The organism is Streptomyces kanasensis (assembly GCF_043077165.1).
Classification (GTDB): domain Bacteria; phylum Actinomycetota; class Actinomycetes; order Streptomycetales; family Streptomycetaceae; genus Streptomyces; species Streptomyces changanensis.
On the sequence record NZ_JBIBSF010000008.1, the window covers coordinates 180,965 to 202,473 of the forward strand.

The 21,509-nt window shown below is 70.4% G+C and carries 17 protein-coding genes and 1 pseudogene; 5 read left to right on the forward strand and 13 right to left on the reverse strand.

Annotation, left to right across the window (positions count from 1 at the left end; all coding sequences use genetic code 11):
- Positions 1 to 444: 444 nt before the first annotated feature.
- Together ACF053_RS20825 and ACF053_RS20830 are read right to left on the reverse strand one after the other, a co-directional pair.
- A complete protein-coding gene (locus ACF053_RS20825; RefSeq protein WP_058943069.1) occupies positions 445 to 648 on the reverse strand; it encodes a cold-shock protein in 204 nt (67 codons plus the stop codon).
- 665 nt (positions 649 to 1,313) lie between these two features.
- Complete coding sequence (locus ACF053_RS20830) at positions 1,314 to 1,757, reverse strand: MarR family winged helix-turn-helix transcriptional regulator (RefSeq protein WP_391955263.1); 444 nt, start codon at positions 1,755 to 1,757, stop codon at positions 1,314 to 1,316.
- Positions 1,758 to 1,866: 109 nt separating this feature from the next.
- On the opposite strand from ACF053_RS20830, the gene ACF053_RS20835 reads away from it, so the two are divergent.
- The gene (locus ACF053_RS20835) at positions 1,867 to 2,424 is read left to right on the forward strand and encodes a quercetin 2,3-dioxygenase (RefSeq protein ID WP_391955264.1); all 558 of its coding nucleotides are present in this window, start codon (positions 1,867 to 1,869) and stop codon (positions 2,422 to 2,424) included.
- Positions 2,425 to 2,950: 526 nt separating this feature from the next.
- Here ACF053_RS20835 and ACF053_RS20840 read toward each other — a convergent pair.
- From ACF053_RS20840 to ACF053_RS20855, 4 genes are all read right to left on the reverse strand, one after another.
- The gene (locus ACF053_RS20840) at positions 2,951 to 3,664 is read right to left on the reverse strand and encodes a PASTA domain-containing protein (RefSeq protein WP_391955265.1); all 714 of its coding nucleotides are present in this window, start codon (positions 3,662 to 3,664) and stop codon (positions 2,951 to 2,953) included.
- Positions 3,665 to 4,025: 361 nt separating this feature from the next.
- Positions 4,026 to 4,655, reverse strand: coding sequence for a TetR/AcrR family transcriptional regulator (locus tag ACF053_RS20845; RefSeq protein ID WP_391955266.1), 630 nt, complete (start codon positions 4,653 to 4,655; stop codon positions 4,026 to 4,028).
- A 143-nt stretch (positions 4,656 to 4,798) separates the two neighbouring features.
- A complete protein-coding gene (locus tag ACF053_RS20850; RefSeq protein ID WP_391955267.1) occupies positions 4,799 to 6,190 on the reverse strand; it encodes an amidase in 1,392 nt (463 codons plus the stop codon).
- Entirely contained in the window at positions 6,177 to 6,383 is a 207-nt protein-coding gene (locus ACF053_RS20855) for a hypothetical protein (RefSeq protein ID WP_391955268.1), read from the reverse strand. Before ACF053_RS20855 ends, ACF053_RS20850 begins: the two co-directional genes overlap by 14 nt.
- Before the next feature lie 148 nt (positions 6,384 to 6,531).
- Here ACF053_RS20855 and ACF053_RS20860 point away from each other — a divergent pair, with 148 nt between their 5' ends.
- Entirely contained in the window at positions 6,532 to 7,881 is a 1,350-nt protein-coding gene (locus ACF053_RS20860) for an MFS transporter (protein WP_391955269.1), read from the forward strand.
- Positions 7,882 to 7,949: 68 nt separating this feature from the next.
- Positions 7,950 to 8,828 (forward strand): MBL fold metallo-hydrolase, encoded by an 879-nt coding sequence (locus tag ACF053_RS20865; protein WP_391955270.1) that lies wholly within the window; start codon positions 7,950 to 7,952, stop codon positions 8,826 to 8,828.
- Positions 8,829 to 9,302: 474 nt separating this feature from the next.
- On the opposite strand, the gene ACF053_RS20870 is transcribed toward ACF053_RS20865, so the two are convergent.
- The 3 genes from ACF053_RS20870 to ACF053_RS20880 all read right to left on the reverse strand — a co-directional run bounded on the left by ACF053_RS20870 (position 9,303) and on the right by ACF053_RS20880 (position 11,972).
- The gene (locus ACF053_RS20870) at positions 9,303 to 9,695 is read right to left on the reverse strand and encodes a type II toxin-antitoxin system death-on-curing family toxin (protein ID WP_391955271.1); all 393 of its coding nucleotides are present in this window, start codon (positions 9,693 to 9,695) and stop codon (positions 9,303 to 9,305) included.
- Positions 9,692 to 9,886 carry a ribbon-helix-helix protein, CopG family gene (locus ACF053_RS20875; RefSeq protein WP_007445201.1) on the reverse strand — a complete coding sequence of 65 codons (195 nt, stop codon included), beginning with the start codon at positions 9,884 to 9,886 and terminating at the stop codon, positions 9,692 to 9,694. The genes ACF053_RS20870 and ACF053_RS20875 overlap by 4 nt, the downstream gene beginning before the upstream one ends.
- A gap of 1,264 nt (positions 9,887 to 11,150) precedes the next feature.
- A complete protein-coding gene (locus tag ACF053_RS20880; protein WP_391955272.1) occupies positions 11,151 to 11,972 on the reverse strand; it encodes a helix-turn-helix domain-containing protein in 822 nt (273 codons plus the stop codon).
- Between the two features lie 115 nt (positions 11,973 to 12,087).
- Here ACF053_RS20880 and ACF053_RS20885 point away from each other — a divergent pair, with 115 nt between their 5' ends.
- Both ACF053_RS20885 and ACF053_RS20890 read left to right on the forward strand, forming a co-directional pair.
- Positions 12,088 to 12,534 carry a hypothetical protein gene (locus ACF053_RS20885; protein WP_391955273.1) on the forward strand — a complete coding sequence of 149 codons (447 nt, stop codon included), beginning with the start codon at positions 12,088 to 12,090 and terminating at the stop codon, positions 12,532 to 12,534.
- A pseudogene (locus tag ACF053_RS20890) lies at positions 12,535 to 12,678 on the forward strand (cytochrome P450); the annotation flags it as partial.
- Positions 12,679 to 13,134: 456 nt separating this feature from the next.
- Here the strand turns inward: ACF053_RS20890 and ACF053_RS20895 are convergent.
- Genes ACF053_RS20895 through ACF053_RS20910 form a run of 4 tightly spaced genes read right to left on the reverse strand, consistent with a single transcriptional unit; the run spans position 13,135 to position 21,429 of the window.
- Positions 13,135 to 14,448, reverse strand: coding sequence for a TIGR02679 family protein (locus ACF053_RS20895; RefSeq protein WP_391955274.1), 1,314 nt, complete (start codon positions 14,446 to 14,448; stop codon positions 13,135 to 13,137).
- Positions 14,445 to 18,578: a TIGR02680 family protein gene (locus ACF053_RS20900; RefSeq protein WP_391955275.1), complete on the reverse strand. Its 4,134-nt coding sequence runs from the start codon at positions 18,576 to 18,578 to the stop codon at positions 14,445 to 14,447. The genes ACF053_RS20895 and ACF053_RS20900 overlap by 4 nt, the downstream gene beginning before the upstream one ends.
- Positions 18,575 to 19,876, reverse strand: a complete 1,302-nt coding sequence (locus ACF053_RS20905) for a TIGR02678 family protein (RefSeq protein WP_391955276.1) — start codon at positions 19,874 to 19,876, stop codon at positions 18,575 to 18,577. Before ACF053_RS20905 ends, ACF053_RS20900 begins: the two co-directional genes overlap by 4 nt.
- Positions 19,873 to 21,429 (reverse strand): TIGR02677 family protein, encoded by a 1,557-nt coding sequence (locus ACF053_RS20910; protein WP_391955277.1) that lies wholly within the window; start codon positions 21,427 to 21,429, stop codon positions 19,873 to 19,875. Before ACF053_RS20910 ends, ACF053_RS20905 begins: the two co-directional genes overlap by 4 nt.
- Positions 21,430 to 21,509: the final 80 nt, after the last annotated feature.

The following is a 21,509-nucleotide window of genomic DNA, read 5'->3' on the forward strand; positions in this document are numbered from 1 at the left end:
CCGAGCGGCGGGCGGCAAGCGGCAAGCCGCGCGATCGAGGCACCGCGACGGGGCAGGGGACGGCCGGACACCGGGGCCGGGGGGGGGCCGGACGGCCGGGCATGCACCGGCTGGGCGTAGCGATGCACGGCGACGAGCGGCAGGGAAAAACGACACCTACGGCCAAGGCGGAAGAAGAAATGTTTCGCCGGCGAAATTGCGCGGGCGCAGGGCCAGGCGCGGAGCGGACAACGCGACGGAAGCGTGAAATCCGAACATCAACGGGCGGTGCAGCCCTTCAGGGCGGCATTCTCCACCTCACCGCCTCCGGAGGAGCAGCCACCTCAAGCCGGGGCCGCGCACCCCTCCGCGTCACCCCGCAGGTCGAACCACTGCGGGGCGGACATGCAACCGGGGCCCGCATCCGGAAGGATGCGGGCCCCGACTACGGAGTGCGTATCAGCGTCAGGCCGGAACGATGTTCTCGGCCGTCGGGCCCTTCTGGCCCTGCGCGATGTCGAACTTCACCTTCTGGCCCTCGAGGAGCTCACGGAAGCCCTGAGCGGCGATGTTCGAGTAGTGGGCGAACACGTCGGGGCCGCCGCCGTCCTGCTCGATGAAGCCGAAGCCCTTTTCAGCGTTGAACCACTTCACGGTGCCAGTAGCCATGTCATATCTCCTTTGGGGCAGTACACCGGAATCCACACTGCGCGGACCCCGTGTCGCCGCGATGATTACCCCGCCCGGAAATGACCGGAAATACAAAAGTGCTCCCACCCGAAGGAACCGAGAGGGGGCACTTGAAGCTTGGGAACCACAACTGCAACTGATATCGACAGTAGCACGTCTGAAGGGCCCGCGCGCGCTGCCCGATTCCCCTTCGCGCGTCGCGACAAAAACCCTGACCGCTCGAACCGTGAAACTCTTCCTTCACGAACACAGATATCGAGCCGAAAACCCACGAGGAGAACCCGGCACGGCGCGGTCGCGCGACCCCCGCCCGACCGCGCCGCCCACGCGGCCCGCCGCACACAGGCAACGGACCGAACGGAGCCCCGGACGGCCGGACGCCCTACGAGGCCAGGCCGCAGGCCAGACGCCAGCGAGAAAGCGCACATGAAGTGCGCAGGACGGCCGGCGCCACCAGGGGCGCATGACGGCCTCGACGAAAGCACCCACTACCGCACGCCGTGCCACTCCCTGTTGCGCCGCAGCTCAACACCCCGCCGACGGAACTCCTACCGACCCCCCTGCCACTACCGCCGGACTCGATCCCCGCGAGCACCCCCACGGGGAAGCCACCCTCGCCCCCTCTTCTCCGGCAGCGAGCGGTCTCACCGTGAGCTCGGCGAGGGCGGTCGGCCCCACGGGGCCTCCAGCGCCGCCCGCAGGGCGTCGACCGCCTCGCGGCCGATGCGCTCGGCGAGCTGCTCTTCCAGCCGCTCAAGGACGATGCCGGCCTGCCGGTGCGCCCGCACACCCAGCTCGGTGCGCCGGATCAACCGCTGCCGGGCGGAGGCCGGGTCCTGCACCTGCTCGACCAGTCCGGCGGCGAGGAGGTTGTGCACGGCCTGGTGCGCGGTCTGCCGGGTGACGCTCATGCGCCGGGCCAGCTCGGACACGGTGGTGCCCTGGTCGTCCAGCACGGCGAAGAGCTGAGCCTGCGTCGGGGACACCGGCGTGGCTCCGGCCGCCTGCATGGCGGCCAACAGCCCTTCTTCGAACCAGCGTCGGGCGTCGCCGAGCAACTGGGGGAGGTTGCGGCGGGTGGACTGCATCTGTTCCTCACGACCGGGCCGGGCTCGCACCCGGGCGCTTGCTTCCGAACAGGCTCTCATGTCAGGCTGCCTGACGTTCCTGGCGAAGGTCGATCCACGGAGACGACACATGACCATCGAGTACGCGACCCGCTACCGGCAGGCGTCGCGCATTCCCCCGGAGCCCGGCAAGCCGTATTTCATCGAGAAGGGCGAGGGCGACCGCGCCCATCTCTTCGGCGACCTGATCACCATCTACGCGGGCGGCGAGCAGACGGAGAACACCTTCAACTTCTTCACCGTCGAAGGCCCCAAAGGGGACGTCATCCCGGCCCATCTGCACACGGACACCCACGAGGTCTTCTACATCACCCAGGGCGCCGTCCGGCTGTTCGTCGAGGACACCGAAGGCGACCAGCAGGAAAAGCTGCTCACCCCGGGCGACTTCGGCTTCGTACCCAAGAACTGCCGGCACGCCTACCGCATGGAGCGCCACCACAGTCAGGTGGTCGGCGTCGCCGCCGGCCCGGGAGGCACCTTCGAGCGGTTCTTCGAAACCTTCGGCGCGCCCGCCGAGCAACTCGGCCTGCCACAGCGGCCCGTGGTCCCGGCCCCCCACAAGTTCGACGTCGTCCCCGAGCGCTACGACGTGCGCTTCCTGCCCGACCACCAGTGGCGAACCGGGTGACGACGACCGCGCCGTCGCGACGGAACTGACCGCCACACCCCACCCCGACCACGCCCCCTGCCGCCCGGCGCGCCAAGCGAGCCGGCGAAGGACTTCCCCCGGGCAGCACGAAGAGACTCGTGCGGGTGGGGGCATGTCCTTCGAAACTCCACCGAGGCGGAGCGGAAGCCCGTCGGGCCGCGTAGACGACGTGCTTGAGACTACCCGGTGACTCACCCAGCCGTCCTGGGGGCAGCCGAGGCGGCGCAGGCGCCCCAGCCGGCTCTCTCGCTCGCCGTCGACTCCACCGCTTGGTCCGCGCAATGGCGATCTGGAGGTGATCATCCGGGGAGGCATCCAACGCGCGGTCCGTGACCGGCGGACCACACCCCGGAGGGACCACGTTTCCCTCAGAGCCCCTGGTCACGCAGGGGTCCCGAACCAAGTCCCGAGCCGTACCTCCGGTAAACGACGGATGGCGATCTCGCACCGCCGTCGCGGCTACTCGCTCGGCAGCGGGGATGTGCAGCGAGCACGGGGGTGGCGTTCAGCAGGTCTCGCCGAACTTCACTGCTGTCAACGTGACAGGCCGGCCGTCGAGCCTGGTGCCGGCAGTCGGTACCTGGGTGCACACCTGCCAGTTGGACTCCATGAGGACCATCCGGCCCGCGGGAGACGCATCGGTCACCGTGAGACTCGTGGATGCGTCGAGGGCCTGGCGGGCGACCTTGACGGACTTCCCGGTGAAGTCGGGCATGGTAGTCACGGTCTCCGGCCGGCTCGCGCCCTGGTCCTTGTCGGGGCAGTCCTCCGCGAGCTTGACCGACGCGAAGTCGATCTTGACGTCGGCGGGATGCTCACCCGGAGCCGGACTCTGCCCGCACACCTTCCAGTTCCGGTCGAGGGTCTGCACGCGGCCACGCCCGAGGGCGTCGTGGGAGTGCAGATTGTAGAAACCGGCGGCCTGCGCCTGATCCTGCGCGGACTGGAGGCCCTTGCCGGTCATGTCCGGCAGAGCGCCCACTTCGGCGTCAGGCTCGGGGGCCTTGGTGGTGGCGGCTGCGGTCGGCTCGGTGGGCCGGGCGGTCGGCTTGTCCGAGCCGACCTGGCTGCCCCCTTCGCAGGCGGTGAGCGTGAGCATGAGGGCAGCACCCGCGATGAGCGGGGTGGTTTTGATGCGCATCGGGCCAGCCTGCCGGATGGTGTACAGCTTGCATGGGGCCTTGATCAGTTCGTGACGATGCACCGCTGCGAGGGTCACGCTGACCGACCAGAGTCATCTCAGCGTCGAGACGTCACCCGTGACACCCACACCGCGCATGAAGCGCGACCACAAAACACAACTCAGGCGTCCTACTTCACCGGCGCCAGGATCGCGACGCACTCGACATGATGGGTCATCGGAAAGATGTCCTAGCAGGATGGATCTCGCATAACACCAGCTCAGGAGCCGTTTTCCGCTCCACCGAAGGGCCCTTCGTGCGCACGGAGCGTCAAACGGGCGTCACGCCCAAGAACCACGTCCTGGGCGGTCAGTGCTGGGGAATTCACGACCCCTGCCGGTACAGCCAGCCGCTTGGCCTCCACGGTCCGGTGGCCAGACCGCCCGATGAGCGAAGTGGTCAGTTGTCGGGTTTCTTCCTCGAGCGCCGAGGGGCGGCGGCCTGGGTGGGGCGAGCACCGGCCTCGGTCTGCTGGGCGTGCACGGCGTTCGTCACGAGCTCGCGCGCGTATGCGGCGTCCAGTCGGCCAGGGCGGAAGAGGATGCGGTACATGATCGGCGCCACGACACGGTCGATCAGCAATTCCGTCTCGGGCACCGGCTCCCCCCGCTGCACCGCACGGGCCAACACGACGTCGATCTGCTCTGCGGCATACGCCGAACACTGACCGGCATTGGTTCCGTCGGGGTCGCCGAGCAGGGCGTCCCGGATGTAGGCGCGCCCGGGCGGCGAGGCCATCTCGTCGACGAACTGTTCCGCCCACGCGTCGAGATCGGCCCGCAGGCTTCCGAGATCGGCCGGATCCGTTTCCGGGCGCAGTCGTTCGACGGCCACGTCTGACAGGAGTTCCTGCAGGTCGCCCCAACGACGGTAGATCGTGGAGGGGGTGACGCCCGCCCGAGTGGCCACCATCGGGACCGTCAGCGCGTCGCGGCCCACCTCTCCTACGAGTTCACGTACCGCCGCATGGACGGACTCCTGTACGCGTGCGCTGCGCCCGCCGGGGCGGACCATGGGCTTGGGACTCATGCGTTCCACCTTAATGCGATTTTGTTGCTTCTAGGCGGTGGCCGGCGTCGGCGACCCGCGGGGCTACGTGTCCGGGCGGCCAGAGCACGGCGGACGCCCCTGCAGCGACGCGACCGCATGCCGGGTGGAACGACCGCCTTCCCTCAGGCAGCGAGGGGAGCAAGCCGCCCCGCGCCGGCCACCGACTCCTCGTAGACCCGGCCCACACGGAGCACCGTCGCGTCGTGGAAGGGGCGCGCCATCAGCTGCATACCGATCGGCAGTCCGGCGCGGTCGTGACCGACCGGCAGGGTGAGGGCCGGGACGCCGGTGATGTTGGCTGGGGCACAGAGGCGGACGTAGCTGTCCGACACGGCCTCGGTCGTGCCATCGGCCCACTCGACGGCTTCCTGCCCCGCCTCGGCGGCGGTCATCGGCACCGTCGGCGCGGCGAGGACGTCGATTCCGTCGAACATGCGGGCCCAGGCGTCTCGCATCATGGTGCGGGCCCGCTGGGCGCGGAGGTAGTCGCCCGCAGAGGTGAGTTCGCCGGCCTCCAGCAGGAGGCGAACGTCCGCCGCGTACAGGTCGGGGGTGGCCCGCAGCGACCGCTCGTGGTAGGCGGTGGCCTCGGGAACCATCAGCCCCCACTGAACGGCCTGGACGTAACGCGCCATCGGGATCTCGACGTCGACGAGCTCCGCCCCCAGCTCCGCCAGCCGCTCGATCGCGCCGCGTACGGACTCCTCGACCTCGGGCGCGACCCGGTCGAAGTAGTGGTTCCGCGGTACGCCGACCTTCAGTCCCCGCAGGTCGCCTCCCGGGAAGCGGTCCAGCATCGGGCCGGACACGCTCGCCGGGTCGCGCGGGTCGTGGCCGGCGGTCGCCGAAAGCACCAGCGCGACGTCCCGGACGGTGCGGGTGAGAGGGCCCACGTGGTCCAGGGACCAGGACAGCGAGGTCACGCCTGTGCGTGGGACCAGGCCGTAGGTCGGCTTGAGGCCCACCACGCCGTTCAGGGCAGCGGGGACCCGGATGGAACCGCCCGTGTCCGTGCCCATGGCGAACGTCGCCCCGCCGGCGGCGACAGCTACCGCCGAGCCGCCGCTCGACCCGCCCGCAACCCGGCTGCGGTCCCAGGCGTTGTTCGTCTGCGGAGTGGTCAGGCCGTAGGCGAACTCGTGCGTGTGCGTCTTGCCCAGGAGCACGGCCCCGGCGGCGCCGAGCCGTTCGGCCACCCGGCTGTCGCGTTCCGCCACGTGCCCTGCCCGGACGTGCGAGCTCGCCGTGGTGGGTATCCCCTCCGCGTCGATCAGATCCTTGAGCGCCATGGGGATCCCGTGCAGCGGCCCGCGCGGTCCGCTTCCGGAGATCTCCCGTTCGGCGCGGACCGCTGCGGCCAGGGCCGCGTCGGCGGCGACGGTGACGTAGGCGCCCAGCCGTCCTTCGACGGCGGCAATACGGGCGAGCACCGATTCGGTGAGTTCGACGGGGGACAGCTCCCGCGCGCGCACCGCACGGGAGGCTTCGGTCAGCGACAGCTCAAACGGTTGCATCGGCGTTCCCCTGTCCGGCTCGGTAGGAGGACGCGGGAGGGGTCTCGCCGAAATCGAGCTCGCGCAACGCGCTGATCACGGAGTGGATGTAGTTGGCCGTCATGGCCACTCCTTCGTGTCGGCCGTCCCCGAGGGGGAGCCCCGCCCGCAGCGCCCCTCGGGCTGCCTCTTGGGGGGTGAGTTCGCTGGTCATGGCTTCCTTCCGGATCTGTACGGCGCGACGGGCCGGGGCTGGTACAGGACCTCCGACCACCGTAAAAGCGAATCGTTTGCTTTAGTCGATCGTAGGACCTACGGTGGCTTAACGCAAACGAATCGCTTTTAGCACTGGAAGGACTCTCATGCAGAGCGTCCCTGCGGGCCTCGCGCCTCCCCGCACCTCCCCATCCGGACGCCCGCCGTTCGCCTTGCACGCCTCGATCCTGATCGCGCTGCTCGCCGCATCCAGCGCGCCGACCCCGCTGTACCCCCACTACCAGGCTCAATGGCAGTTGTCGTCCCTCGACATCACCGTGGTCTTCAGCGCCTACGCCTTGGCGCTCCTGATGGCACTGCTGACGACCGGAGCCCTTTCCGACCATGTCGGACGCCGCCCCGTGCTCCTGGGCGCGCTCGCGGTCCAGGTCGCCTCCATGGCACTGTTCGCGACGGCCGGCGGCCTGACCACCCTGATCGGCGCCCGCGTGCTGCAGGGCATCGCGACTGGCGCGGCGACCAGCGCAGCAGGTGCGGCTCTCCTCGACCTGGAGGACCCCGCCCGGCCGGGTCGCCCCGCTCTGGCCAACAGCATCGCGCCAATGACGGGCATGGCGGCCGGCGTCCTGGCAGCCACCCTCATGGTGCGCTTCGCCCCCGTTCCGACGATCACGGTGTACGCGGCCCTGATCGCCGTGTTCGCCGCGCAGGCCATCGCCCTTGCCTCGACGCCCGAGACCGTCCGCCGCCGTCCCGGAGCACTGCGCTCGACGCGGCCCGACCTGGCGCTGCCGTCGGCGGCCGCCCACGCTCTCCTGCTCAACGGCGCCGGTGTCGTCGCCGTCTGGGCACTCGGCGGCTTCTACTCGTCCCTGGGACCGGGCTTCACACAGCTCGTCTCCCCCGGCGGACCCGAATACGCCGGCGGCATGGTCTTCTTCACGCTGACGGCCGTCGCCGCCCCGACGGAGTACTTCACGCGCAGGATGCGTGCCGACGTCTCCGCTCTTCTCGGGAGCTGCGCGGTGATTCCGGCGGCCGTCCTGCCCCTGGGTGCCCTCCATCTCGCCGGCCCCGTACTTCTCTTCGCCGGGGCGGCGCTGGCCGGGTTCGGCTTCGGAGCCGTATCCCAGGGTGCGCTGCGCGCGGTCGTCGACTCGGTCCCGGCCCGGGAGAAGGGCGGCACGCTCGCCTCCTATTACGCACTCAGCTACCTGGCGATGAGTCTGCCCGCCATCGGCGCCGGCGCCCTCACCGCCGGCTTCGGGCTGCGTGCGGCAGCACTGGCCTATGCCGGCTGCGTGGCCGTACTGGCGACCGTCGCAGTCGCGACGCTGACCGCGTCGCTGCGCAGTCGGCGCCGGGCACCGTCCCCGGACACCCGCTCCCGCTCCCGCTCCGGCTCCGGCTCCCGCCCGGCAACGAACAACTACTCATCCACCTCACCCGACACACTCGCTCCAGACATCTCCGTCCTCGCGACCCATAACAGGTAAGGCAAGTCGCCGTGTTCACCTCATCACAAACGACCGAGTCCATCACTCCCCCCGTCTCTTCCTGGACGGTGGGCAACCACACCGTACGACGCATCGACGAAGTGGTCCTGCCCGCCCGGACCGGTCCGTGGCTGCTGCCCGGGGCAACCACCGACCTCGTGAGCCGGACTCCCTGGCTGAGCCCCGAGTTCGCCGACGAACAAGGCGTCCTACGCCTGGCGAGTCACAGCTTCGCCGTCGAGGTGGACGGCATGCGGGTGCTGGTGGACACCGGCATCGGAAACGGGAAGCGGCGCGCCAACCCCGCCTGGCACAACCTGAACAGCGACTACGAAGCACGGCTACGGACGGCGGGCTTCGCGCCGGAGAGCGTTGACCTCGTGGTCCTGACCCACCTCCACGCCGATCACGTGGGCTGGAACACGCGTGCCGAGGGCGACGCCTGGGTGCCCACCTTCCCGAACGCGCGCTATCTCACCTCACGCACCGAGTGGGACTACTGGGCCGGTGTCGACATGGAGGAGGCGCGTCGGCAGATGTTCCGGGACTCGGTCCATCCCGTCCGGGAAGCAGGTCTGTTCGACCTCATCGATGTCGCGGACGAGGGCACGGACGTCGCGCCGGGCATCCGTCTGCTGCCCACCCCCGGCCACACACCGGGGCAGGTAGCGGTGGAACTGAGCAGCCGTGGCGAGACCGCATTGGTCACCGGTGACAGCATCCACCACCCGGTCCAGATGGCGCATCCGGAGCTCTGCAGCTGTGTCGACGTCGCTCCCGAACTCGCGGCCAGGACCCGGAACCAGGTGCTCGGCTCACTGGCCGGTACGTCGACTCTCCTGCTTGGTAGCCACTTCCCGCCGCCGACCGCCGGACACGTGCTACGCGAGGACGGCGGGTTCCGACTGGTCCCGGCTCCCTCGGGGGTACCGCCCATCGGCGGCTGAAGCGGATCGGAGCACCCGGGACGTGCCGCGCACCGAGTCGCACCGAGTCCGTGCGGGTGACGTCCTGGGCGTCCGCGACCGGACGGCCCGGGAGCGGCTATGAGACTCCTCCGGCATGCGGTCCGTCGTCACCGATGGGGCCGGACGACGTCATGACCGATCACCGGCTTGCGCCCTTTGCGTAAGTCGGCTGTCGGCTGTCCCTCGTGGGCGACAGTCACGCCGACGCGTCGCGAACGAGGGCAACCTGCCGGCCCCACTCACCCATCGCCGGCCGAGCAACGCGGCCCTGCTTCAGTCTCACGAAGCGAACGTCATTCGAGCGTCAACAATGACGAATGCACGTCGCCGACATCATTCGTACGAACCCCGCCACACCCTGCAACCGCAGGTCAGGCGAGTTCGAACAAGCAGTGAGTGCGAGCTCCAGAACCGCCACGCACTCCACATGAGGCGCCCTTGCCTCGTCGAACGTCAGGAAACGGGGAACCAGGTCGCGAGGCGCTTGGCGATCGCCGGTACATCGACGTTGTCCTGCGCGACTTCCTCGACGAACGGGCCGGCCACGGAAACGGGCGGCGGGACGGTACTCGCGCTGACGCCGTTGAACCGCAGGAAGACACGCATGGCGAGCCAGGCGGTGCGCTTGTTGCCGTCGATCAGCGCATGGTTGCGGGCGACAGAGTGCAGCAGCGCCGCAGCCTTCTCGTGCAGCGTGGGATACAGCTCGGCTCCGAACACATTCGTCCGGGGTCGCTCGATCGCCGACACCAGAAGACCCATGTCACGCACACTGTGCTCCGTACCGTTGACCGTACGGGCGATGGCCAGGATTTCGTCGAGCTGGATGTAGCGCAGGTCGGTCACTTCAGGTAGTCCAGGATCTCCGCATCGCTGTCCATGAGCTCGGCCAGGACGTCATCGACCTTCAGCTCGGCCCGGTCCTGGGCGTCACGGATGGCCTCAATGGCAAGTTCCTGCTTGCTGCGGCCCTCCCGACGAGCCCGCTCGGTGAGCTTCGCGTCAAGGTCGTCGGGGAGTCGAAGTGTCATCGCCATACAGAGATGATACCAGGCCGGTATCAAGTGCGCGGTCGGGCCACACTCGGCTCCGCGGAGCGTGGAACCAGGCGGCCGTGCGCATCGCTACCGCGGAGGCCCTAAGACTTCCATTTCGAGCGTCATCCGAGCGTCAAGAATCCCGCAAGAGCCACTTGAGGCGTCGCCGTTGCAAGCGAATTTCGCAGGTCAGAGAGCGCTCAAAGATCGATCCGCCCGCTCGAACCGCTGCACGGAGGGAAACAGGTCGAGTCACCCGCCCGAACAACAAAACCGCAGGTCAGGAGCTCTTCGCGGCCGGCTCCAGAATCGCCACGCACTCTACGTGGTGGATCATCGGAAAGATGTGTCAATGACGGGCGGGGAACGAATCACCAGGTCAGCGAGGGTATTCGGGCAGCTCGAGGGAGCGCTGCGAGCGCCTGTGCGTCAAACGAGCGTCACACACCTGCGTACGGGGACCGCGCGGCGGTCACCGTCCGGAGCTGGGACCGCGTTCCCGTACTCGCTGGAAACGCCCTCGACGCCGCGGTCCCGCAGGTGGGACTGCGCTCCCGGACTCACCGGACCACTTCGGCAGGGACTTTTCAGGTGCTTGCCGACCAGCACCGCAGCGCCACGTGCGCCGTGACGTAGCAGCGCTCGTCCCTGGTATGGCGGAAGGCCGCGGGAAGCCGACACTCCTCCGGTCCGGGACATGAGGACCAGGGCAGCAGCGCCCTCCCGCCGGCTCCGCGCATCCACGAGCCACGGCACCGAACCGCCGGGCGCGCCGGAGGCCGCGGGCTCCCGGGCCACGCCCCGAAGTCGGTGCCCGTCGCTTGGGCTGCGGTGATGCTCACGTCAGTCATGCATCGAGTCCCGCCTTGGCGCTCACGGCCAGGACGAGGCAAGATGCAAGGCCGTTGAATACGACTTGCGGTCTTTCACCACCCGCGCGGCGCGGGCCAGGGAACAGCGTCCATCGACCCGGCGGCGCCATGTCCCTCGGTGACTCCGCGGGGTAGTGGACCTGCTGGCCGAGCTTTTCCCGTACGAGCATGGCCATTGGGACCCAAGCCCGAACACAGCCCCACCGCCTTGGTCATGATCACGCCGGCGTCGCATGACCGTCTTGATTCAACCCTGTGTCCCTGCCGCAGGTTCCAAGCCCCAGTGCGTCCACGGCGTACCGTGAGGCGTCCCCAATCCCACGCCGCGGTATTTCCGGTAGCAGGCAGGGCACTGTGCCAACCTCGTGGAGCGGCGGGGTTGGCAGGAGATCCTAGGCGTCCGGATTCGTGCCGCCCGCCGTGGCCAGGTCACGCAGAAGCGCTTCCGTCGCCTCGTCCATCGGGAAGAACGTCTCCACCGCGAGCTCGGAGAGTGTCACGTCTGCGGGGGCGCCGAAGGTCGCGATCACGCTGAAGAAGGACATGTCCCCGTACGGCGTGCGGACCCTCAGCGGGACCACGAAGCCCATCGGGTCCACCGGGCCGGGCGCGAGGTCGAGGCCCGGCGGGGCCGGATAGGCGGAGACCTCGTCGTACAGCTCGCGCAGATCGCGGTGGCCGGTGGCGTTGACCTGGTGCAGGAGGCGGCCGAGGGCGTGGGCGCGGACCTCGGCGAAGTTCAGGCACCGGGATGCCAGGCCGTCGGGGTGCAGGATCAGCCGCATGACGTTCGCGCCCGAGTCCGTCAGGTGCGGCGGAACCATGTTGAGCAGCACGGACACGGCCCGATTGCAGTCGACGACGTCCCAGATCCGGTCGATCGCAGCGGCCGGGTAGGGGTCGTGGCCTGCCAGCATGGTCTTCAGCGCCGTACGCACCATGGCCATCCGGTCGCTGCCTAGAGGGCTCTCCCGGTAGGCGGGGGCGTAGCCGGCGGCCAGCAGCAGGCCGTTGCGGTCGCGCAGGGGCACGTCGAGGTGTTCGGCGAGCCGGAGCACCATCTCCCGGCTGGGCCGGGCGCGGCCGGTCTCCACACAGGACAGATGCCGGGTCGAGGTCTCCGCCTTCAGGGCGAGATCCAGCTGGCTGAGCTTCTTGCGCTGCCGCCAGTCCCGCAGTAACACCCCGACGCGGGGCAGGTCTTCCGTCTCCATGCTTCCACCGTATCCGCCGTCGTGAGCAGTGCCATGACCTCAGAGGTCATGGAGTCCGCGACCTGGTGCGTGTCACGGTGGGATCACCCCCCCGGCGGCGAGAAGGAGTCCTGAGATGACGCACACCCTGGCCACGACCGACACGGCGACACCCTCGCGCGACACGGCCCGACTGCTGCGCCTGGTGCTGCGCGTCGACAGTGTCAGTACCGCCGTGATGGGGGTCGTGCTGATCGCGGCCGCCGGGCCGCTCGGTTCCGCCACCGGAATGCCGGTGCCGTTCTCCGTCGGGTTCGGGATCTATCAGCTCGGCGGGGCGGCGGCACTCGCCCTCGTCTCGGGGTATCCGGTGATCCCGCCCGGACTCGTGTGGGCGGTGATCGCGGTGAACGCGCTGTCCGCCGTCGCCAGTATCGTGCTGGCCTTCGGCGGCATGGTGCCGCTCACCGGCTTCGGCACCGTCTTCATGCTGATCGGCGGGTTGATCGTGACCGTCTACGCGGCGCTGGAGTACGCCGGTCTGCGGCGCATGACCACGGTGGGCCAAGCCCGCCCCGTGTGAAGTCGACTCCGCCCCAGGGGCCCCGCCGCGCTCGTGGAACTTCCCGGTGGAGTACCCGCCTGGTCGGTGACCCGGCACGACGTGATCAAGCGGCTCCTGGCCGACCCCCGGGTGTCCAAGGACCCCCGGCGTCACTGGCCGGCCCGGGCCCCGCCGCGACGGCGCCGCCGGTCGCGTCCACTGCGGCGGGGCCCGTCGCGACGGGCGCGACGGCCACGGCCCGGCACAGCAGCTGCCTGCCCGACCATCAGGTTCAGCGTCAAATGAGCGTCGAGACGACGCGACAGATACCAGCCGACATATGCGCCATCCTGCGCTGCCCCACGGCACCAGATCGACAGATCAGCAGGTCACCGGCCCCGTCGCGGAGAAACACCCATCAGCACGCACTTCCACTCGATGGCTACCTGGAATCAGGTGAAGACACTTCACCATCAGACGAAAACCGCAGGTCAGACACTCTTTGCCGCAGGCTCCAGGATCGCCACACACTCCACATGGTGCGTCATCGGGAAGATGTCACGCGAATGGCAGTCGACATAGTCGCAGGTCAGCACCGGTATACGGCTCCTCTGAGCGCCCCTTCGGTCGCTTGGAGCGTCACGGACAGCCAGCGGGGTACTCCTGGCGAGCCGCAGCAGCGAGATCTTCCAACAGCGCATCCGCTACCAGCTCCTCGACCACGGCGATGTCGTGCTCCGCCATGGCTTCGGCCAACTCGGGATCCCACGGTGCTCCGGTGATGCGCCCCGGTCGAGGACCGTGCGCGTTGCGGACGATCGCGGATCTGTAGTCTGCCGCCGTCATGCGCCAGGGGTGCGCCCCTGTTTTCTCCATGACGTATGCGGCAATGCGGATGCCTTCGCCATCGAAGTCACCGTGGTAACGGAGAGCAGCGCCTTGGTCCGCGAGTAGGCGCAGGAGCTGGATGGCTGCGCTGTTGGGCCAGCCGGACGTGCAGACGAGCGGTGGGCAGTTGGAGCCGAAGCGGCGGAGGGCGAGGGCCAGGATACTGGGGTTCTCCACTACGTGGACGACGAGCGGGGCAGGGGTGGCGGGCAGGGTGAGCTCGCCCGGGCTCCTGACGTGGGCGAGGGTCAGGCTGGCGGCCTGGCCGGCCTCGGTGCACAGGCGGGCCACACGGGCGAGAAGGCCGTCGCCGCCTGGGCGCAGTCCGCCGGCGATGACGGTGGCGGACAGCTCGTCGTCGGCGACGCCAGCGCGGGACCACAGGGCGCGCCGTTCCGCTGCGGACTGCGGTGGAGCAATGTCGTACAGAGTCGCCAGGGCACGCAGGACGAGGGTGGAGACGGGTGCGCCGTCGTCGAGAGCGTGGGCGTGGCCGTTCAGGACTCGGGCGGCGAAGACGGGCAGGGGTTCGGCCTGGCCCGGTAGTTCGGCGAGCACCTTGAGCGTGTCGGTGAGGAGCGTACGGGTACGTTCCGCCGATCCGCCGACCAGTCCCGCGGCTCGACAGGACGCAGCCCAGTCGGCGAGCACCGGCTGCGCCCGTACCGTGTCGTGACCAGCCAGCCAGGCCCACAGACCGGCGCGTTCGTCCTCCTGGCGGCGGCGTTCACCGGCTCTGTCGCCGAGTGGGCCGATGAGTTCGGCGACGACTTCTCGTACGGTGCGGCCGGAGAGCTCGGTGACGGCCTCCTCCAGGCGGGCCAGGGCGACGGAGGGCCGGGCGTCCGGCAGGCGGTCCAGGCCGAGGAGGTCTGCGAGGGCTTCGCGCTGGGTCTCGTCCAGCAGTCCGAGGCGTACGCGTGTGACGGGGCGGCCGGAGGAGAGACGGTCGTGGACCGTCTGCCAGACGGGATGGAGTTCGGGGCGGCGAAGGGTCGCGTCGCCCGGGGCGAGATGCTCCCGAGAGGTCGTCCCGCCGGACACGGGGTGGTCTCGCAAGGTCATCCTTCGTCCATTCCGGTGCCGTTCCAGACGAAGCGCGCGCTGGTGACGGCGTCGTCTCCGTCGGTCAGGAGTTGGTGGACGGCGATGCCGGGCAGTTCCCTGTAGTTTCCCCACTCGTGGTCGGAGGTGATCATGAGGTCCAGGTCGAGTGCGGTGAGCAGGGCGAAGACCTGTCCGCGGTTGACGGTGTCGACGCCTACGAAGACCTCGTCGAGGAGGATCGGGCGGGGGGCCAGGGGCACGTCCTCGTAGTGGGCGGCGACGGCGGCGAACGGGGGCAGGTGCAGTGCGATGGCTTTCTCCCCGCCGGAGAGCGCGCCGTGCAGCCGCTTGGTCAGGGGCTGCAAGCCGCTCCCGTCCGCCCGGTCGAGGCGGACGGTGAAGGTGTGCCAGGCGGTGTAGTCGAGCACCTCGCCGAGGTGCTCCTCCCAGCTCGCGGCCGTGTCGCTGCCCTTGGCCTCCTCGATGCGGGCACGGAAGAAGGCGTGCAGGGCCTCCCGGTCGGACTCGGTGACCCGACCGGGGTCCTTCAGGAGCAGCTGGCGGGCGGTGCGGGTGCTGTCGGGGAGGTCCGGGCGGACGTCCCAGACGAGCTGGACGGCGACGTTGGAAGCGGTACGGACCCGCTCCAGGTGCCCGTTCATGTGCGCGACGAGTTGGCCGGCCCGACGGATGCGGGCGGCGAGGTGGCGGCGGATGTCACCGGTGAGGATCTGGTCGAAGAGGCGCCGTTCGGCGGTGCTGATGTCGTCGCGGCTGCGGTCGCGCTCCTGCGTGAGCGCGGCGAGCAGACCGGTCGCCCCGACGCGGACGCCCTCCAGGGTGGCGGTGAAGAGCTGGATGTCGTCGTCGGGCTCGAGCTCCAGGTCGGCGCGGACGCCGAGGTGGCGGCGGGCCTCGTGGACGGCTTCGGAGAGGCGGGTGGCGGCGTCGCCGAGGTGGCGCGGGGCGTGCGGGACCTGGGGCCACCGTGCCGCCATGGCGCGCGCGGCCTCCAGAGTGGCCTTGGTGCCGTCCACGGCGTCGAGTTCGGGTACGACGCCCGCGTCCTCGGCCAGACCCACCAGGCACAGGTGCCGGAACCGCTGCGCCGCGCCGTCGCGGGCCTCGGCTGCCTTCTCCTGCCGGTCGGCGTCCTGGCCGCTGGTGGCCCGCAGCTCTCCGATGCGGCCTTCCAGGCCCAGGAGGAGCTCGGCTGCCTGGCGGGCTTCCTTGCCGCAGCGGACCCGTTCGGCACGGGTCTCCGCAACGCGCGCGACGATCTGCCGGTAGTCCGCGCCGACCGTCTCCTCCACCGCCTTCAGACGTGCCGTCATACCAGCCGCCTTCGCTTCCGCAGCGGCCGCGTCTGCGGCCTGCTTCTCGGCGAGAAGGCGTGACCGGTCCGCCCGTGCGGCCGTTTCCCTAGCCCTTTCAGCGGCCGCGATCGCGTCGATGTGGGCGTCCGTCCAGGCTTCGGCGAGGTCGCGGAACCTCTCCACGTCGCGGCCGAGTTCGCGCAGCCGGTCGCGGTCCGTGGGCAGTCCGTGTTCGGCGGCCCTGCGGCTCAGCGTGCGCAGCGCGCCGGCCACGTCACCCTCGCGTGCGGCCAGATGCTCGGTCGCGTCGCGCACGGCGTCGTCCCGGGCGGCCACCTTCTCCTCGGCCCGGTCCCAGTCTCGTCGGCAGGCGTCGACTTCCCGGTGGTCGGGCCGGGCGGCGCGGTCGTCCGCCAGCCGGGCGGCGCGGGCACCGAGTTCCCGCAGCCGGTCGGCGAGGGTGGCCAGGGAGGCGTCCTTGTCGGCGATCAGCTCGGTCAGTTCGGCGATCTCACGCTGCTTGGCCCGCTGCCGGGCGAGGGCTCCGATATGGGCGGGCTCCGGCTTGCTCCAGGAACCCGTGGCCGGCGCGAGGCGCCAGGCGCCGTCGGAGGAGACTGCCGCAGGGTGCCCGCTGGGCAGGGTGGTGCCGTACGCGATTCCGGCGAGGATGCGGGTCACCGTGCCGGCCGGTACGGGCATGTCCTCCTCGGGCCTCAGCACGTCCAGCAGGCTGGAGCCGGGGGCGGTCGTGGCGAGGCCGACCTCGACACGGGTGTCGTGCCCGGGAAGGGTGAGCCCTTCGGATGCGCTCACCCATGCGTCCAGGAGGCCTGACGCCTCCAGTGCCGCTTCCACCGCGGCCTGTACGGGGAGCGGGACGTCCTCGTGGAAGGCGATCAGCCGCCACAGCGGCGCGCCCGCCGCACCCGTGCGGACGGTGGTGCGGGTGGGTGGAGCGACGGGCTGGAGATCGGTCTCGCCGCTGAGCTTGCGCCTCCGCGCGTCGAGCAGGTCCCGTTCCTGCTCCAACCCCTGTTGCGCGGTGCGGACTCCGGCCCGCTCAGTGGTGATCTCCTGGTCCAGCGGTCGTGCGACCGTTTCGACCAGCTCGCGCACGTCTGCCTCGACGGCCGCTCTGGCGGCCAGTTCATCGAGGTCGGGGATGCGCAGCTCCGTGCAGTCCCGGGCCCAGGCGAGCAGCCGTTCCGCCTGGGCGGCAAGGGCGTTGTTTCCGGCGGTGGCGAACGCGTCGCGGTGGGCGATCGCCTCCGCAAGCCGGGTGCGGGCCTCGTCCAGCAGGCCCTCGGCGGTTCCCCGGTCGCGTACCGCCCGGTCGTGGGCGTCGATCGCGTCGGTGATGTCGGCGACCTGCTCCCGCCGGGCGGTGACCGCGCCCCGGAGCAGACGACGGGCGGCGGTGCCAGGAGCATCGGACCGCCTGCTCCCCGGCCTGACCGGGGTGTTCGCCGTCCCGTAGCCGAGGGACTTCGCCTCCCCTTCCGCGTCCAGAATCGTCTTCACCTCGTGGTGAATGGACTCCATGACTGCGGCCCGGGCCGAGCGGTGTGCCTCGTCCGCGGTCGCGCGGGCGTGCTCGTCGCGCGAGCGGGCGTGGCCCGCGAGCTCGTCGGCGTGCTTCCGGTCCTCCTCCGCCTCGGTCTCGGCGGACAGGGCGGCGGTACGCAGCTTCGCGGCGGCCGCGACCTGTTCCTCGGTGCCGCGGCGGAGCCGGTCGAGCTCCTCCCCCTTCTGGTAGGCGTCGCTCTCCCGAAGCCCTTCGATGATCTCGTCCAAGGCGTGCGCCCGTAGTTCCAGCTCCTCTCGCAGGGCCAGGGTGGAGGCGCGCTCCTCGCACGCCTTCTCGTACTCCTCGGCGCTGACGCGGGCGTCCCGGGTGAGGTCGTCCATCTCGGTGGTCGCAGAGATCAGCGCTGCCGCACCGGCTCGCAGGACCCGACGGGCGTAGGCGCGCTGCCGGGAGGCGACGTTCTCGGCGGCCGTCACCTCGGCGTCGAGCCGGTCGAGGTGGTCCCGCTGCCGGTCCAGGCGCTCGAAGCCCTCGGCGAGCTCGGTGATCTCTCCTTCTCCGAGCGGGGGCAGTGCCCGGGACAGCAGGGTGGACAGGAGGGAGGGGTCGAGCCGTTCGGACAGCTTGGGCTGGCGGAGCTGGAGCAAGGCGGAGAGCAGGGACTCGTACCGCTGCTCACCCATGCCCGCGAAGAGTTCGCGCCGCACAGTGGTGCGGTAGTCGGTGGCTGACGGATGCACCTCGCCGCGGTCGCGCAGGGCTTCGGCGAGGGCCGCTTTGGTCAGGGGCTGTCCGGTGTCGTTGACGAGGTGGACCCCGTCGGGATGGGCAATCCGGGCGGTGGTGGTGAAGTAGTCGGCGTGCGCCGTACTGGTGTGCACGCTCGCGTGCAGGCGGGCTCCGCAGCCGAACCAGTGCTCAGTGCCGTCGTCTCCGACGCGGCGGAACTCCATCCACACGTACCCCACACGGGTCTTGCCGGACGCTCCCTGGCCGAGCAGGTTCCAGTGCATCGTGCGCTCCGAACCGCCGAACGTGGAGAGGCGGTTGGGGCGGAGGCTGGCGTCGAAGAGGAAAGGGAGCAGCAGTTCCAGGGCCTTGGACTTGCCGGTGCCGTTCTGACCGCGCAGCAGCAGGCGACCCTGGTGGAAGGTGAAGGTCTCGTCGTAGTAGCGCCAGACGTTGAGGATGCCCGCGCGATGGGGCTGCCAGCGTCCGCGGCCGGTGTCCGCCTCGTGAACGGGCGACGGCTCGATGGTCTCCTCGGGCCGTCGCTGGAGGGGGAGTTCCGTCACGCTCACTGCTTGTCTCCTTCTCCGGCACTGCCGACGGCGGTCACGGCTAGCGGATCGTTCTTCGTAGATGGGCCGGTGGTCTCCGTCAGGCGGTAGCGGTACGCGGCCGGTCGCGCGACGACACGGTCTCGGGCCCTGCCTGCCAGGCCGACGTCGAACAGGATCCGTACGGCGTCGTCGACAAGGCGGGCCGGGCCTTCCTCCGACTGGTACGCCTTGGCCCAGCCCGGGAAGCGGCGCAGCAGCTCCGCTCCGGCCTCGACCAGCTGCTCGGGCAGCAGGCCCGCGGGCGTGGCGCAGAGCGGTGAGAGGAGGAGTAGCGCGGCGACTCGGGCTGTGGAGGTGTCGTCGGGGAAGCGGACGTCGGTGGCGATGGCGTCCGGGTCGACGAGTAGAAAGCCCTCCGCCCGTTCCTCCAGGAGGAAACCGGCCTGTTCGACAGAGCGGCGCAGAATCTGGCGGCCGGTCAAGGAAGTGACATAAGCGAGCTCGTCGTCGGCGAGGTCGGTCCGGTAGAGCACGGGATCGTCGAAGAGGCTGCGCAGCACCGAATGGCGCAGCCGCAGGTTGCGCTGGGCGTCCGTGGTCGCGGCGGTCTCGGCGTGCGTATCGTCGGCAGAAGCGCCTCCGTAGCGGCGCTCCCTGACCAGGTCGGCGAGGAGTTCCTCGAACCGCGCGGGCACCTCCTCCGGAGGCACGGCGAGCCGGGAGGCGCCGACCGGTGCGGCGGGCAGCCGCATGAGCAGTGTGTTGTCCACGCGGTAGAGGACCTTCGCCTCCACGGAGTCGACGTACGTCTCGGTCGTGCCGTCCACCACACGCAGCACGTCGTACGACTCCAGCAGCTTCAGGACATCGACGAACGCCATGCGCTCCGGCCGGCGGACCGGGTCGAACCCCGCCAGCGCGCGGTCGGCCGCCATGGCCTGGACGACGCGGTCGGCGAGCATGCCGATGGTCGTCATCGGCATCGACAGCAGCTCCGCGGCGGTCACGCACAGCAGGACGTACCGTCGGCGGTCGAACGGGGCCCGGCCGGAACGCGCCCGGCGAGCGGGGCGGGAGCCGTCGGGGTTGACGCGGACCTTGGTGAGGCGGGCGTAGCCCCGGCGGGGCTCCACGACCAGATTCCAGCCGCAGGTGTAGTCAAACCAACGAGCGAGCGGGTCACGGCGGCGGCGCACCAGATCGAAACCGGTCGGGTCGGCTGCCTCGGTGAGCAGCGGGCGGGCCAGAAGGAGGCGGATGGCACGGGCGACCTCCTCCCGCTCGGCGGAGGCCAGTTGGTTGGCGAGGGTGCTCATCCTGCGGCCTCCTGCCCCGTGGCGGCGCGGACTGCCGGGAAGGAGATCGCCCCGCCCACGGCCGTGACGTGGATGACGTAGTCCGGTCCTGCCATCGTCCCCTGCACGGTACGCAGTACGGCGGTGCGCCCGTCGGGGGGCGGCGACAGCGCCACCTCCACCCGGCCGTCGCCGGTCGTGGCCCGTCGCCGGCCACCCGCGTCCGGCCGGGCGGCCAGCGCCCGGCCTAGCAGATCGAGGAGACGGTCGAAGGCCGCGGGGTCGAGGGTGCTGAAAGAGGAGAGCCGTACCGGGCCGTCCGTCTCCAGCGCCTGCCAGGCGCGTGCCAGCTCCGCTCGCTCCGCCCGGGCCCGCTCGGCGCGTTCCGCCCTGACCGCCGCAACGTCCCGCACCGTGGCCGTACGAGTGAAGCGTTCGGTCCGTCCGCTGGTCCTCAGCAGAGCCGACACCTGTACCGGCGGCGCCTCGGACCAGGAGTGGGACGAGGGGATCAGCTCCGGGTCCGGGTGGGCGAGGTGGGCATGGCGGGCCGGGCCGAGGCCGAAGGCGGCCGACCACAGCCGGTGCAGGTCCTCCTCGTCGGGAGCCGCAGCGAACCAGCGCGCGAGCTCCCGGAAGTCCTGTACGGCGCTGGAGGGGCGGCGCCGGGACTCGTTGATCCGCTCCAGCACCTGCAGGAGGGAGACGATGGCGCGCCGGGCGATGTCGTGCAGCTGCTCGATCCGGGGGCGCGCCCCGTCGTCCGGCAGGAACCAGGCCCTCAACCCCGCCCAGCGCGCCCGCCGGCTCTCCAGCCAGCCGGCTGCCGGGTCCTCTCCCGGGGTCGGGGGCAGCTCGGCACCGCGCAGGGCCCGCTCACGCAGCACCGCGATGCCCCGCTCCTCCACGCGGGCTACGGCGGCGGCCACCGTCTCGCCGCGCCGGTCGAGATTGACCAGGAACTCCTGGAGATACGCGACGGTGCCGGCCTTCACCTCACGGAACACGTCCAGATCCACTCCTTCGGCGCGAAGGAGCCTCTGCAACTGGCCGTTGAAGGCCTTGGTGTTCTCCACCAGGCCCTCCAGATGACCCTCCAGCTCCCGCAGGGTGCTGAAGATCCGTCGGTCGGCCGCGGCAGGTTCGCCTGACAGAAGGGTCAGTTCGTCGAGCCGGTCGGCGATCGCCTCCAGCACCGCGGTCTGCAGCGCCCCCGTGGAGGCCAGCACCTCCAGGGCGTGTCGCACCCCGGCGAGCGCGGCCTCGCCCCGGCGGGTCAGCGAGTAGTGCAGGTTGCGCCGCTCGTACTCCTCGGCCGTGCGGTAGTTCTGGGCGTGGTTGTGGACCACGTCGAGGAGTTCCCACTTCACCAGCCGTTTCAGCGTCTCGTGCAGTTCCTCGTCCTCGAGGTCCGAGACCCAGCCCACCGCACGCAGCCGCTCCCGTACGCCGTCGAGCCCGAGCGCAGTCTCCAGGTGCTCGCCGGCCACCCCGAAAGCCTCGAGCACGGCGCCGTTCAAGTCGGCCGTCTCCCCCGTGGTGAACCGGAACATCTCCGGCGGAACCCTGCGCATGCTGGTACGTCCCCTCCGCCGCCACCCCTGCGGCACTTCGGCGCCCACGTTAAGGGGCGGTCCGAAATCACGTTCTCGAG

What these genes read in the sequence shown, in the direction of transcription:
- ACF053_RS20910 (WP_391955277.1), bottom strand. Translation starts at nt 21,429, where the DNA reads ATGCGCAGGGTTCCGCCGGAGATGTTCCGGTTCACCACGGGGGAGACG.
- ACF053_RS20860 (WP_391955269.1), top strand. Translation starts at nt 6,532, where the DNA reads ATGCAGAGCGTCCCTGCGGGCCTCGCGCCTCCCCGCACCTCCCCATCC.
- ACF053_RS20855 (WP_391955268.1), bottom strand. Translation starts at nt 6,383, where the DNA reads ATGACCAGCGAACTCACCCCCCAAGAGGCAGCCCGAGGGGCGCTGCGG.
- ACF053_RS20850 (WP_391955267.1), bottom strand. Translation starts at nt 6,190, where the DNA reads ATGCAACCGTTTGAGCTGTCGCTGACCGAAGCCTCCCGTGCGGTGCGC.
- ACF053_RS20830 (WP_391955263.1), bottom strand. Translation starts at nt 1,757, where the DNA reads ATGCAGTCCACCCGCCGCAACCTCCCCCAGTTGCTCGGCGACGCCCGA.
- ACF053_RS20845 (WP_391955266.1), bottom strand. Translation starts at nt 4,655, where the DNA reads ATGAGTCCCAAGCCCATGGTCCGCCCCGGCGGGCGCAGCGCACGCGTA.
- ACF053_RS20885 (WP_391955273.1), top strand. Translation starts at nt 12,088, where the DNA reads ATGACGCACACCCTGGCCACGACCGACACGGCGACACCCTCGCGCGAC.
- ACF053_RS20825 (WP_058943069.1), bottom strand. Translation starts at nt 648, where the DNA reads ATGGCTACTGGCACCGTGAAGTGGTTCAACGCTGAAAAGGGCTTCGGC.
- ACF053_RS20905 (WP_391955276.1), bottom strand. Translation starts at nt 19,876, where the DNA reads ATGAGCACCCTCGCCAACCAACTGGCCTCCGCCGAGCGGGAGGAGGTC.
- ACF053_RS20895 (WP_391955274.1), bottom strand. Translation starts at nt 14,448, where the DNA reads ATGACCTTGCGAGACCACCCCGTGTCCGGCGGGACGACCTCTCGGGAG.
- ACF053_RS20880 (WP_391955272.1), bottom strand. Translation starts at nt 11,972, where the DNA reads ATGGAGACGGAAGACCTGCCCCGCGTCGGGGTGTTACTGCGGGACTGG.
- ACF053_RS20875 (WP_007445201.1), bottom strand. Translation starts at nt 9,886, where the DNA reads ATGGCGATGACACTTCGACTCCCCGACGACCTTGACGCGAAGCTCACC.
- ACF053_RS20835 (WP_391955264.1), top strand. Translation starts at nt 1,867, where the DNA reads ATGACCATCGAGTACGCGACCCGCTACCGGCAGGCGTCGCGCATTCCC.